The organism is Arsenicicoccus piscis (genome assembly GCF_022568835.1).
In the GTDB taxonomy this organism is placed as follows: domain Bacteria; phylum Actinomycetota; class Actinomycetes; order Actinomycetales; family Dermatophilaceae; genus Arsenicicoccus; species Arsenicicoccus piscis.
Genome location: NZ_JAKZHV010000011.1, coordinates 114,591 through 126,706, shown reverse-complemented (window position 1 = coordinate 126,706; position 12,116 = coordinate 114,591). Strand labels below are relative to the sequence as shown.

The 12,116-nt window shown below is 72.8% G+C and carries 13 protein-coding genes; 4 read left to right on the top strand and 9 right to left on the bottom strand.

Annotated elements, in window-relative coordinates; genetic code table 11:
• The first annotated feature begins 24 nt into the window (after positions 1 to 24).
• A complete protein-coding gene (locus tag MM440_RS16415; protein ID WP_338155673.1) occupies positions 25 to 210 on the top strand; it encodes a thioredoxin family protein in 186 nt (61 codons plus the stop codon).
• Here MM440_RS16415 and tatA read toward each other — a convergent pair.
• The 3 genes from tatA to MM440_RS16400 form a co-directional block, all read right to left on the bottom strand.
• Positions 137 to 514, bottom strand: coding sequence for a Sec-independent protein translocase subunit TatA (gene tatA / locus MM440_RS16410; protein WP_241446225.1), 378 nt, complete (start codon positions 512 to 514; stop codon positions 137 to 139). The genes MM440_RS16415 and tatA overlap by 74 nt on opposite strands.
• A 79-nt stretch (positions 515 to 593) precedes the next feature.
• Positions 594 to 1,586 carry a helix-turn-helix transcriptional regulator gene (locus tag MM440_RS16405; protein WP_241444441.1) on the bottom strand — a complete coding sequence of 331 codons (993 nt, stop codon included), beginning with the start codon at positions 1,584 to 1,586 and terminating at the stop codon, positions 594 to 596.
• Positions 1,583 to 2,590 (bottom strand): helix-turn-helix transcriptional regulator, encoded by a 1,008-nt coding sequence (locus tag MM440_RS16400; protein WP_241444442.1) that lies wholly within the window; start codon positions 2,588 to 2,590, stop codon positions 1,583 to 1,585. The genes MM440_RS16405 and MM440_RS16400 overlap by 4 nt, the downstream gene beginning before the upstream one ends.
• Before the next feature lie 41 nt (positions 2,591 to 2,631).
• On the opposite strand from MM440_RS16400, the gene MM440_RS16395 reads away from it, so the two are divergent.
• A complete protein-coding gene (locus MM440_RS16395; RefSeq protein WP_241444443.1) occupies positions 2,632 to 3,807 on the top strand; it encodes a DUF3866 family protein in 1,176 nt (391 codons plus the stop codon).
• Between the two features lie 50 nt (positions 3,808 to 3,857).
• Here the strand turns inward: MM440_RS16395 and MM440_RS16390 are convergent, their stop codons facing one another.
• From MM440_RS16390 to pafA, 3 genes are all read right to left on the bottom strand, one after another.
• Positions 3,858 to 4,232 carry an FKBP-type peptidyl-prolyl cis-trans isomerase gene (locus MM440_RS16390; protein ID WP_241444444.1) on the bottom strand — a complete coding sequence of 125 codons (375 nt, stop codon included), beginning with the start codon at positions 4,230 to 4,232 and terminating at the stop codon, positions 3,858 to 3,860.
• Positions 4,233 to 4,301: 69 nt separating this feature from the next.
• Positions 4,302 to 5,297 carry an FKBP-type peptidyl-prolyl cis-trans isomerase gene (locus MM440_RS16385; protein WP_241444445.1) on the bottom strand — a complete coding sequence of 332 codons (996 nt, stop codon included), beginning with the start codon at positions 5,295 to 5,297 and terminating at the stop codon, positions 4,302 to 4,304.
• Positions 5,298 to 5,334: 37 nt separating this feature from the next.
• The gene (gene pafA, locus MM440_RS16380; protein WP_241446217.1) at positions 5,335 to 6,738 is read right to left on the bottom strand and encodes a Pup--protein ligase; all 1,404 of its coding nucleotides are present in this window, start codon (positions 6,736 to 6,738) and stop codon (positions 5,335 to 5,337) included.
• A gap of 203 nt (positions 6,739 to 6,941) precedes the next feature.
• Here pafA and MM440_RS16375 point away from each other — a divergent pair, with 203 nt between their 5' ends.
• Complete coding sequence (locus tag MM440_RS16375) at positions 6,942 to 7,133, top strand: hypothetical protein (RefSeq protein WP_241446215.1); 192 nt, start codon at positions 6,942 to 6,944, stop codon at positions 7,131 to 7,133.
• Between the two features lie 50 nt (positions 7,134 to 7,183).
• Positions 7,184 to 10,087, top strand: a complete 2,904-nt coding sequence (locus tag MM440_RS17135) for a helix-turn-helix transcriptional regulator (protein ID WP_277626820.1) — start codon at positions 7,184 to 7,186, stop codon at positions 10,085 to 10,087.
• Positions 10,088 to 10,136: 49 nt separating this feature from the next.
• Here MM440_RS17135 and MM440_RS16360 read toward each other — a convergent pair whose 3' ends face one another.
• The 3 genes from MM440_RS16360 to dop are packed head-to-tail and all read right to left on the bottom strand — an operon-like array spanning position 10,137 to position 12,112.
• Positions 10,137 to 10,334, bottom strand: a complete 198-nt coding sequence (locus tag MM440_RS16360) for a ubiquitin-like protein Pup (protein WP_241446207.1) — start codon at positions 10,332 to 10,334, stop codon at positions 10,137 to 10,139.
• Between the two features lie 52 nt (positions 10,335 to 10,386).
• Positions 10,387 to 10,572, bottom strand: a complete 186-nt coding sequence (locus MM440_RS16355) for a hypothetical protein (protein ID WP_241446205.1) — start codon at positions 10,570 to 10,572, stop codon at positions 10,387 to 10,389.
• Positions 10,573 to 10,579: 7 nt separating this feature from the next.
• On the bottom strand, positions 10,580 to 12,112 hold the full coding sequence (gene dop / locus MM440_RS16350; RefSeq protein WP_338155671.1) for a depupylase/deamidase Dop: 1,533 nt from the start codon (positions 12,110 to 12,112) through the stop codon (positions 10,580 to 10,582).
• Positions 12,113 to 12,116 lie beyond the last annotated feature (4 nt).

Sequence of the window (12,116 nt, the reverse complement as noted above, 5' to 3'; positions counted from 1 at the left end):
AACGACGCTGACTTCCACGCGGTAGTGGATCGGTGGGGCATCCCGGTGCTGGTCGACGTGTGGGCTCCGTGGTGCGGCCCATGCCGGATGAGCGAGCCGGCCCTGGAGAAGCTGGCTGGGGAGCTGGCGGGCAACCTCAAGCTCGTCGAGGTCGACGCTGACGAGAACCCGATCGTGAGCCGTAGGGCTTGTAACGCACGCCGTCGATGACGACCTCGTCGTCGGCGAGGTCGGCGGGTCGGTCGGCGGGCCGCTCGGTGGACGTCGTGCGGAAGGTCTGACCGTCCGCGACGGTCTCGTCGCGCAGGGTCTCGCCGCGGACGGTGCTGCGGGAGGCGTCGGAGGCCGGCTTGTCGGTCTTGTCGTTCTTCATCTCCGAGACCTCGGACTTGAAGATGCGCATGGAGCGACCGAGGCTGCGGGCGGCGTCGGGGAGACGCTTCCAGCCAAAGATGATGACGATGACCAGGACGATGATGAGCAGGTGCAGGGGGCTGTCGAACAGGCGACCCATGGTCTACGTGCCTTCCGGTCGGCGGCGGTGCGAGCACACGATGTGCGTCCGCCCTCAGTGTAGGCCCCGTGGCAAGCCGCTAGGACTCCTCGTAGAGCGCCAGCGCGGCGCTCGCTGCGCCCGCGACGTCGGCGGCCACCTCGGCCGGCTCCACCACCTGCGCGCCGGCACCGAGGCGCAGCAGCAGCCGGCGCAGCCAGGCCCGGTCGGCGACCGCGAGGGTCACCCGCGACACGTCGCCGGGGCGCTCCTCGACGCTCTCGGTCGGGTAGTAGTCGACGACCCACGCTGCCTCGGGCGCGACGTCGATGCTCACCCGCAGGTCGTCGGCCCCGGGCTGGAAGAGGCCGTTGCCGAGGTCGCGGGGGCGAGCCTGGGCCGGGGGCGTGCCGTCCTCGTCGAGCACGCTCAGGGCCTCGATCCGGTCGAGCCGGAAGAGCCGCACGTCCTGGGCGCGGTGGCACCAGCCCTCGAGATACCAGGGCCCGTCGATCGAGACCACCCGCATCGGGTCGACGTCGCGCTCGGTCGTCTCGTCCCGCGACGGCACGACGTAGCGCAGGTGCAGCCGACGATGGTCCTCCAGCGCCGCGCGGACCTCGCTGAGGTGCGGCACCTCCCCCTGGTCGGCGAGGTCCACCGTCACTGCGCGGGCGTCGCTCAAGGCCCCGGGCAGGCTGCCGGCGGCGGCCTCGAGCTTGGCGATGGCGCGGTCGACGGCGTCGCGATCGCCGAGGCCCGGCACCGCGGCGAGGGCCCGCAGCCCGACGATGAGGGTGAGCGCCTCGTCGACGCCGAGGCGCAGCGGCCGGGCGATGGTGTCGGCGTTGGAGAGGTAGACCCGCCCCTCCTCCCAGCTCGCGTCGATCAGGTCGTCGGGCAGGCCCCCGGGTGTGCCGCAGAGGAAGAGCAGCTGCAGGTCGGCCTCGAGCTGCTCGGTGCTGACCCCGAAGCTCGCGGCGGCCTGCTCGAGGTCGACGCCCTGCCGGTTGAGCAGCCAGGGCACCATGGCGAGCAGCCGGTGCAGCCGGTCGGTGGCGGGCTCGTTGAGGTTGATGCCCGGCAGCGTCATGACGTCCTCCCGTCGCGGTGGCCCAGGGCGCCGCGCAACCGGGCGACGACCGCCTCGCGCAGGGCCGGCGGCTCGAGGACCAGCACGTCGGCGCCGTGCGAGGCCAGCTCGCCGACCAGCGCATCGCTCGACGTGTAGTCGAGGTCGAGCTCGTCCCAGCCGTCGTCGAGCGCCCTGGTGGCGGTGGCGCGCCGCCGCAGCAGCTGCCCGGCCCCACCGCGCACCCGCAGCACGGCCCGGGTCGCCGGTGCCGCCCCCTGCTCGGTGCGCACCATGGCGAGCGGGTCGTGGTCGGGCGGCACGACATAGCTGCCCGCGCGGCCGGCCCACTGGATCGGACCCACGACGCGACCCAGGCGAAACACCCGCGGTGCGTCACGGTCTACGTCATGGCCGGTGAGGTACCACCGACCGTGCCAGCGGGCCAGGCCCCACGGCTGCAGGTGCCGGGTGGTCGTGCCCGCGGCGCCCTTGCGGTAGTCGAACCGGATCGGGCGCCGGCCGAGCACGGCGTCCTTGGCCCGCTCGAAGCCGGGCTCGGTCGTGCGGATCTGGGGGTCGACGCCGAGCAGCGAGCGGTCGTCGCGCTCGACCCCCGCAGCCTCGAGCTTGCGCATGGCACGCGCCGCCGGCCCGGCGAGACTGGCCTGGCTCCAAGTGCGGCTGGCGAGGCTGAGCACGGCGATCTCGTCCGGCTCGAGGCGCACCTCCGGCAGGGCGTACTCGCGCCGGTCGATCCGGTAGCCCTCCTCGTCCTCGAACCACGTGTCGATCTGCTCGGTGACCAGCGGGATGCCCATGGCGCGCAGCTCGTCCTTGTCGCGCTCGAACATCCGGGCGAACGCCTCGTCACCGAGACCGTGGTAGGCCTCGACGGCGTCCCGGATGCGCACCTTGGTGAGTGCCTGCCGGGTGTAGAGCAGCGCGATGACGAGGTTGAGCAGGCGCTCGGTCTTGGCCGCGCTGATGGGCGTCTTGGGCTGCTTCGCCTTGGACGTGGCCATGTCGCCCCCTTCCGCGATCGTGCGTGCCCTAGATTGCCAGCGTGATCCGTTGGCGAGAAGGCACCGTGGCGTCGGTCCGGGCGACCTGGCCCGGCGCTGTCGAGTATGCCGTAAGTGTGTTCGATGCCGACGCTGCGGACCAGCCCGGCGCGTCGCCTGTGGACGCCGCGGGGGTCACGCCGTCGGCGCCGCCGTCAGCCACCACCGTCCGGGCGCTCGGCTACACCGCGCTGGTCGGCACGGCCCAGCCCGGTGACCGGGTCCTACTCAACGTCTCGGCGCTGGAGCGCGGCCTCGGCACCGGTGGCCTCGCGCTGGTCGTCGCGATCCCCGACCGCCTCCCCGTAGACCCCCCGGCCGGCCCCGGGCACGTCGTCAAGGCGCGCTACACCCCCTTGCAGGCCATGGTGCTCGGCGTGGACGAGCAGGAGTCGCCGCACCACGGGGTGCTGGCGGAGGCGGACAGCATCGACGGCCTGCCCGTCGTCGTGGCGGACCTGCACTCGGCCGTGCCGGCGATCGTCGCGGGGCTGCGGGCGGACCGCCCGGACGCCCGGGTGGTCTACGTGATGACGGACGGTGGGGCGCTGCCGAGCGCGTTCTCGCGGACGGTCGCCGGTCTGCGCGATGCCGACTGGCTGGCGGCGACGATCACGGTGGGCCAGGCCTTCGGCGGTGACCTCGAGGCGGTCAACGTGCACACCGGGCTGCTGGCCGCGCGGCACGTGGTCGGCGCCGACGTGGCGATCGTCGCGCAGGGCCCCGGCAACCTCGGCACCGGCACGCGCTGGGGCTTCTCGGGGACGTCCGCGGGCGAGGCGGTCAACGCCGGCGCGACCCTCGGTGGCCGGGCCGTCGCGTCGCTGCGCGTGTCGCAGGCCGACGCCCGCCCACGGCACCTCGGGGTGTCCCACCACTCGCTCACGGCCTACGGCCGCGTGGCCCTGGCCCCCGCGGACGTCCCGGTGCCGCTGCTCGACAGCAGCCACGGCGACCTCGGCGACCTCGGCGAGCGCGTGCTGGAGCAGGCGCGGGCCCTGTGCACCCAGTCCGGCGGCCGGCTGCGGCTCGTCGAGGTCGGCCTCGACGGTCTCGACACGGCCCTCGCCGGCTCGCCGGTGCGGCTCTCGACGATGGGCCGGGGTCTGGACGCCGACCGCGCGTCCTTCCTCGCGGCTGCCGCAGCAGGACGGCACGCCGCCACCCTGCTCGGGTAGCGGCGTGCCGGTGGTGCCGTGAGGCCAGCCAGGCCAGTCAGGCCAGGCAGTCAGCGCACGTCCATCAGGTCGACGACGAAGATCAGGCTCTCGCCCGGCTTGATGACGCCGCCGGCGCCGCGCTCGCCGTAGGCGAGGTGCGGCGGGATGGTCAGCTTGCGGCGGCCGCCGACCTTCATACCGAGGATGCCCTCGTCCCAGCCGCGGATGACCTGGCCGACGCCGACGGTGAAGTCGAGCGGGCCGCCGCGGTTCCAGGAGGCGTCGAACTCCTCGCCGGTCGAGTGGGCGACGCCGACGTAGTGGGCGCTGATCTGGTCGCCGGCCTTGGCCTCGCGGCCGTCGCCGACGGTGATGTCCTCGATGACGAGGTCGCTGGGCGGCTGCTCGCCGGGGAAGTCGATCTCGGGCTTGCTGAGCGCCATGAGAGGCTCCTTACGTCGTGGGTCGGGACGAGAGTTCTACGAAAGTCGTTCTGGGTGAACCAGACTCGATCACATCGCGTCGACGATGTCGATCACGAAGACGAGGGTCGAGTTGGCCGGGATCGCGTTCTGCGCCTTGTTGCCGTAGGCCTCGGCGGGCGGCGCGACGATGACGACGCGGCTGCCGACGGTCTGGCCGACGAGCACCTTGTCCCAGGCGGGGATCAGCTGGCTGACACCGACCGGCATGGACAGCGGCGCGGTGCCGTGGTCCCAGGAGGAGTCGAACTTCTTGCCCGTCGCCCACACGACACCGGTGTAGTGCGCGAAGACGGTCTGCCCCTTGGCGACGGCCGGGCCGTTGCCCTTGATCAGCACCTCGCTCTGCAGCGTGGTGGGGGCGGGCGTCTTCGGGATGGTGATGGTGGCGGCCTTGCCCTGCTCGACCTTCACGGTCGGGAAGCCGGGCTTGGGGGCGACCGGGGTGCCGGACGCCTCGGTGGCCTGCAGGCCCTTGGTCTCGAAGTAGAACAGCAGCGTGTCGTCCTTGCCGACCTTCAGCGAGGACTGGCCGTTGGCGCCGAACGCGTCGCCCGGGGGCACGGCCACGAGCTCCTTGGCGCCGTTGACCTTCTCGCCGACGAGAGCCTTGCGCAGGCCGGTCAGCGTGCCGGTCGAGCTGAGCGGCCACGGCTCGGTGGTCTTGCCCTTGAACGAGTCGTAGATCGTCTCGCCGGTGGTGCCGTTGACGACGATCATCTGCGTCTTGAGGACGTCGGACTCCTTGGCGGGCTCGCCGGACCCCTCCGCGATCTTCTTGACCGTGGTCTGCGTGACCTTGAACGGCTTCTTGGACACCGTGACGGTCGGCGCGGTCTCCGAGCCACCGACGGTGACGCCGGCGAGGTCGCCCGTCGCGGGCTGGCCGACGCTCGCGGTCTGGGGCGCCGCGGAGCTGGGCGACCCGTCGGAGGACCCACCGCAGCCGGCGAGGGCGATGGCGGGCACCGCCACCACGGCGGCGAGCTTTGCTGAGCTGAAGCGCACGAAGATCTCGACTCTCAAGGTGAGGGACGCCCCGCGGACGAGGCACGACAGCACGTCACCATACCCGCCCCGTCTGGGCGGTTCCTGCGGGCTCCACGATGGAGGCGATGAGCCGGTCGACGCGCGGATCCTCGGCCAGCAACGGGTCCTTGCACATCAGCGTGCGCTGCGCCTGGTCGTTGAGCTTGAGGTGCACCCAGTCGACGGAGTAGTCGCGCCGGTGGTCGCTGGCGGCCTTGACGAACGCCCCGCGCAGGCGCGCGCGGGTCGTCTGCGGCGGCACGCTGCGGGCCGCCTCGATGTCCTCGTCGGTCACCACGCGGGCGGCGAGCCCGCGCCGCTGCAGCAGGTAGAACAGGCCGCGGCTCGGGTCGATGTCGTGGTAGGCGAGGTCGAGCTGGGCGATCCGCGGGTCGGTGAGCGGCAGGTCGTGGCGGGCGGAGTACTGCTCGATCAGGCGCCGCTTGATCACCCAGTCGATCTCGGTCGCGATGTCGTCGAGGTGGCCGGACTCGATGGCCGTGAGCGCCCTCCCCCACAGCTCGATCACGCGGTCGTGCACGGGGTCCCCGACGCCACCGGCCGCCACGAAGTCGCGGGCCTTCTCGAAGTAGCGGGACTGGATGTCGAGCGCGCTGGCGCTGCCACCCGCGCGCAGCGGCACGGTCGCGCGACCGGTCTCGTCGGTGCTCATCGTGCGGATCGCCTTGACCGGCGCGTCCAGGGTGAGGTCCGGCAGCTCGACGCCGGCCTCGATCATCCGCAGCACCAGGTCGGCGGACCCGACCTTGAGCAGCATGGTCGTCTCGGACATCGTCGAGTCGCCCACGATGACGTGCAGCCGGCGGAACTTCTCGGCGTCGGCGTGCGGCTCGTCGCGCGAGTTGATGATGGGTCGGCTGCGGGTCGTGGCGCTGGAGAACGCGTCCCACATGTGGTCGGCGCGCTGGCTCACCGCGAACCGAGCCGCACCGGAGGGTTCTACGACGACCTTGCCGGTGCCCGCGACGAGCTGGCGACTGATCAGGAAGGGCACCAGCCGGCCGATGACCTCGTCGATGTTGCTCTGCCGCGACACCAGGAAGTTCTCGTGGCAGCCGTAGGAGTTGCCGCTGGAGTCCACGTTGTTCTTGAACGCGTAGACCGTGCCGGGGATCTCCTCGGCGGTGATGCGCTGCTGGGCGTCCTCGACGAGGCCCTGCACGATCCGCTCCCCCGCCTTGTCCTGGGCGACCAGGTCGGTGAGCCGGTCGCACTCGGCCGTGGCGTACTCGGGGTGCGAGCCCACGTCGAGGTAGAGGCGCGACCCGTTGGCCAGGAACACGTTGCTGGAGCGTCCCCACGCCACCACCGTGCGGAACATGTGCCGCGACACCTCGTCAGGGCTGAGCTTGCGCTGCCCCTGGTCGGTGCAGGTCACGCCGTACTCGGTCTCGATCCCGAAGATCCGTCGGTCCACCAGGCCTCCTTCGCCGCCGTCCTCTCACCCTAGCCAGTCCCGGCGGCTGCGGCCGTCGCACCGCTGCTGCTGACCGCCTGCCCCACGGCGGATCTAAGGCACCGATCTCGCGAGATAGGGCGATCGACCGATCCAGCGGCCTACCTCAGACGCGCATCGTCGTGGTGTCGAGGACGTTCCCCGGCACGAGAGGAGGCACGGAGATGGTGATCGGAGACCGCGGATACCTGGAGGCAGAGCTCCTGTGGCGCCACGGTGGGGTGGCGCCCACGAACGAGGCGATGACCCGTCAGCGCAGCGCGAGCGCTCGTCGCGTCGTGCGCGCCCTGCTGCCCCGCGTGATGGGTTCCCGCCAGCCCCGAGCGATGGTCACCCGCACCCGCTGCGCCGCGTGACCGGCGGGGCGCAGCTCGCCCGCCTCGAGCTCGGGACGATAATCGGGCCCATGTCCACCCGCTACCGCACCCCGTTCGTCGGCCGGGCCGCCGAGCTGGAGGCGCTGCGGCGGGCCGTCGGGGCGCCCGACGTCTCGGGGCTGGCGGTACTCGCGGGCGACGCCGGGATCGGCAAGACCCGCCTGCTCGACGAGCTGGTGTCGCAGCTGACCGACGACGGCGTGCTGGTCCTCATGGGCCACTGCGTCGGGCAAGCGGGCAGCGGCCTTGCCTACCTGCCGTTGCTCGAGCTGGTAGCCGAGGCCGAGCGGGTCTGCCCCGACGTCGTGGCCGAGATCGTCGATCGCCAGCCCTCGCTGGAGCTGCTCCGGCCGGGTCGCGGCGGCCGGCACGACGCCGTCCCACCCGCCGTGATCGCCGACAGCCTGCACGCCCTGCTCGAGGCGCTGGCACAGCGCCGACCCGTCCTCGCGATCGTCGAGGACCTGCACTGGGCCGACCAGGCGACCCGCGACCTGGTCACGGTGCTGCTCACCCGTGGCTTCGCCGGGCCGCTGGCGCTCGTCGTGACCTACCGCTCCGACGACGTGCACCGCAGGCACGACCTGCACGAGACGCTGACGATCTGGACCCGCCTCCCCGGTGTCCACCGCCTCGAGCTCGGGCCGCTGCCAACGGGATCCATGCGTCATCTGGTGAGCGTTCAGCCTGGAGCACCGACCGACCGGGACCAGGTGGACGGCATCGCGGCGCGCGCCGACGGCAATGCCTTCTTCGCCGAGGAGCTCGTCGCGGCCACGGTCGCCGGACGTCCGCTGGGCGACGACCTCGCCCGCGTCCTGCGCGTGCGCGTAGAGCGTCTGGGACAGCCTGCGCAGAAGGTCCTGCGGGCGCTCGCCCTCGCCGAGCGCCAGGTGGACCACACCCTGCTCGAGGCGGTCGTCGACCTGCCGGCCGAGGAGCTGGACGAGGTGTTGAGCGGGGGCATCGACCACCACCTGCTGGAGGTGCGCCCGGACGGTCGCGTCGGCTTCCGGCACGCGCTGCTCGGCGAGACGCTCGCGGAGGGCCTGCTGCCCGGCGAGCGCAAGCGCCTTCATCAGCGCTATCTCGTTGCGCTGCAAGCACATCCGAGCCTCGGCTCCCCTGCTGAGGTGGCCCGTCACGCGGCCCGGGCCGGCGAGGTCGAGGTGGCCGTGAGTGCCCGTCTCGAGGCCGCTGCAGCAGCCGCCGGAGCCGGTGCGCCGCAGGACGCCGTGCGGCACTACGAAAAGGCGCTGGCCCTGATGAGCGCCGGTGACACCCGCCGGGTCGCGACGACCGTCGCTGCGGCGGAGGCGTCCTCGCTCGCCGGCAGCTCGCTGCACGCGCTGGACCTGCTCGGGGACGCGCTCGAGGACGAGCACGACGACGAGGGCCGGGCGCTGCTGCTGGCCGCGCGCTCCGACGCCGCGGGCGGGTTCGACCTGCCCATCGACCGGGTGGCGCTCACCGAGGAGGCGCTCGAGCTCTACTGGGGTGCCCACCCCGCGCCGCTGACGGAGACCGGCGACACCGCGTCCGAGCCGGCCGAGGTCGCCCTGACCCGGCTGTCGCTGCTCCAGTCGCGGCTCGAGGCGCTGGTGGACGACGGGCTCTACCGCGAGGCGTGGGAGGTGGCCGAGCGGGTCGAGACGCTCGCGGCGGCTGCGCACGAGCCACGGCTCGTCGCCCGGGTCCGTGCCTCGATGTCACGCGCCGGTGGCTCCGACCAGGACCGCGCCGCCGCCCTCCGGGTGCTGCAGGAGATCCGGCAGGAGCTGCGCGGGACGGACGACCCGACCCAGGTGCGCGTGCTCTACCGGCTCGGGCACCTGGCCTACCAGGACGGCGAGATCGCCGACGCCGTAAGGCTTTTCGCCGAGGGAGCCCAGCTCGCCCAGCGTCTCGGTCGCCCGCTCGCGCCCTACGGCATGGAGTCCGGCTTCCAGGGGGCGCTCGCGCGGTTCGACCTCGGCGACCTGGACGGTGCGCTGGAGCTGACCGCCCGCACCACGGGCCTCCCCCAGCCGGGGCGCGCGCTCTTCGAGTCGGTGCGGCTCGTCGTCGAGACCGCGAGAGGCGACGCCGACCCCGAGCTCGTCAACGTGCTGCGCCCGCAGTGGGACGTGGACGCGCTGGTCGCGGTGCTCAGCGTGGGCGCCGGCGCCGAGACGCTGGCGCGGGCGGGTCGAGTCTCCGAGGCGGTCGCCCTGGTCGAGGCCGCGCTCGACCGCATCGACGACGCCTGGGGCAGGGACCGGCACGCGGGCCTTCGGCTCGGCGCGCTGGCCGCCGCGACGATGGCCGCGCACGCCTCAGGCGCCGACCAGCAGCTGCGCCAGGCGATGGCGCACCTCGACGCCCGGATCGCCGCGCACGCCGCCGGGTTCCGGGCCCGCGTCCCCACCGACGAGATCGGTCCTGAGTCGATCGCCTGGATCGCCCGGCTGGAGGCCGAGCGGTTGCGCCTGCGACACGCGCTCGGCGAGCCCGTCGATGCCGTAGACCTCGTGGCCGCCTGGGAGCGCGCGTGCGAGGCCTTCGCGGGCTGGCCCACGGTCTACGAAGGGGCGCGGACGCGGGCCGGCCTGGCGTGGGCTCTGGCGACGACCGGCGACCGCGAGTCCGCCCGCGCCGCAGCGCAGCTCGCCCACGAGACGGCCGTGCGCATCGGAGCCGCGCCGCTGATCGCCGAGCTGGAGCCGCTGCTCGCGCCCGCCGAGCGCCGGGGCCGCGACGAGAGCCACCTGACCGGCCGCGAGCAGGAGGTCCTGAACCTGCTGGCCCTCGGGCGAAGCAACGGCGAGATCGGCCGCACGCTCTACATCAGCACCAAGACCGTGAGCGTGCACGTCAGCAACATCTTGGCCAAGCTGGGCGTCGGCAACCGCGGCGAGGCGGTCGCCGAGGCGAGGTCGCGGGGTCTCGTCTGAGCCGTCGGCTCACGCCGGGCCCGCCGGACCACCGCTCTGCGCGGACGGTCTACTGGCCGCCCTTCTGGACGAAGCCCTTAACGAACTCCTCGGCGTTGGACTCGAGGACGGTGTCGATCTCGTCGAGCAGCGAGTCGAGGCCGGCGTCGTCGACCTTCTTGGCCAGCGGGGCGGTCGGGACCGCGCCCGGCTCATCGCCACCGCCGTCGCCACCAGTGCTGCGTCGGACCTGCTCCTGATCGGCCATGGCCGTCTCCTTCGGGGGCTGTGGGTGGGCTCTGGTGCCCACCCTAACGGGGTCAGCGCTCGCGCTCGCGACGCTGCCGGCGCGACCGCAGGAACACCCACACGCCGGTCAGCGCGAACGTCGCGGCGAACGGCGCGCCGTAGGCCGGGTAGGAGATCGCCACCAGCAGCAGGCCGACGAGGACCAGCCCACAGATGAGGACCGCCAGGACCTTGCCGCTCGTCGCACCCTCGTTCATGCCCCCATCATGCCTCCCCCGTGCCGCCGTCGAGGACGTCCAGTACGGCGGTCACGTCGACGGCCCCGTCGACGAGGGCCCCGACCTCGGCACGGTCGGCCGCGAGCGGCTCCGGGAGCGCCACGCGGCGCGGCCGGGTGTCGGCGGAGGCCTTCACGACGATGGAGTCCCACGAGGCGTAGCGCACCTGCTCGGGCCACCGGCGCACCAGCTCGCCGCGCAGGTAGGCCCGGGTGTCCGTCGGCGGCGTCGTCATCGCGGCGACCACGTCGGCCGGGTCGACGACGCGCTCGATGCGACCGCCGGCCTCCAGCTTGTGGTGGATGCCCTTGTCGGGGCGCACGTCGCTCCACTGGATGTCCAGCGCCCGCAGCCGGGCGTCCGACCAGTCGAGGCCGTCGCGAGCCCGATAGCCTTCCAGCAGAGCGAGCTTCGCGACCCAGTCCAGCTGCCCGGCGAGCGCCATCGGGTCGCTGCCGAGGGCCGACAGGACGCCCGACCAGCGGGTCATGACCTCCTGGGTGTCCTCGTCGAGGTCGTCGCCTCGCTCGCGCGAGAGCCAGTCGTCGGCCTGCTCGTAGTAGGCCCAGCACAGGTCCAGGCCCGTCATCCGGCGGCCGTCGGCGAGCTCCACGGTGCTCGTGAGGGCGGGGTCGTGCGAGATCGTGCCTAGCGCCGCAACGGGATTCGCGAGCTCCAGGGTGCGCGGCAGGGCGTCGGCCTCGATCATGCCGAGCACCAGCGAGGTCGTGCCCATCTTGAGCAGGTTGGCCACGTCGCACAGGTTGGCGTCGCCGATGATGACGTGCAGCCGGCGGTACTTGTCCCAGTCGGCGTGCGGCTCGTCGCGGGTGTTGATGATCGGTCGACGCAGGGTCGTCTCCAGCCCCACCTCGCGCTCGAAGAAGTCGGCGCGCTGGGTCAGCTGGAAGCCGCTGCGCTCGGTCAGCTGGCCGATGCCCACCCGGCCGGCTCCGGTGAAGACCTGCCGCCCCACGAAGAACGGCGTCAGCCCCTGCACCACCTGCTTCCACGGCACGTCGCGGCGCAGCAGGTAGTTCTCGTGGGTGCCGTAGGACGCGCCCTTGCCGTCGGTGTTGTTCTTGTAGAGGTTGATCTGCTCGCCGCTCGAGAGCGCCTGCTGCGCAACAGCTTCGGCCATGACGAGCTCGCCGGCCCGGTCCCAGGTGACGGCGTCACGCGGGCTGGTGACCTCGGGCGAGGAGTACTCAGGGTGCGCGTGGTCGACGTAGAGCCGGGCCCCGTTGGTGAGCACCACGTTGGCGGCGATCTCGTCCTCGACCTCGTCGGTCAGCTGGCTCGGGTCGGCGATCTCACGGGCGATGTCGTAGCCGCGGGCGTCGGAGAGCGGCCGCTCGGTCTCGTAGTCCCACCGGGTGCGGCTGACCGTCGTGCCCGGCCGCGTGGCGTAGGCGTTGACGATCCGCCCCGAGAGCAGCACCGGGTTCGCGTAGGGCTCGCCCTGCAGCGAGATGCCGTACTCGGTCTCGATCCCCATGATCCTGCGCACGCTGCTCACGGAC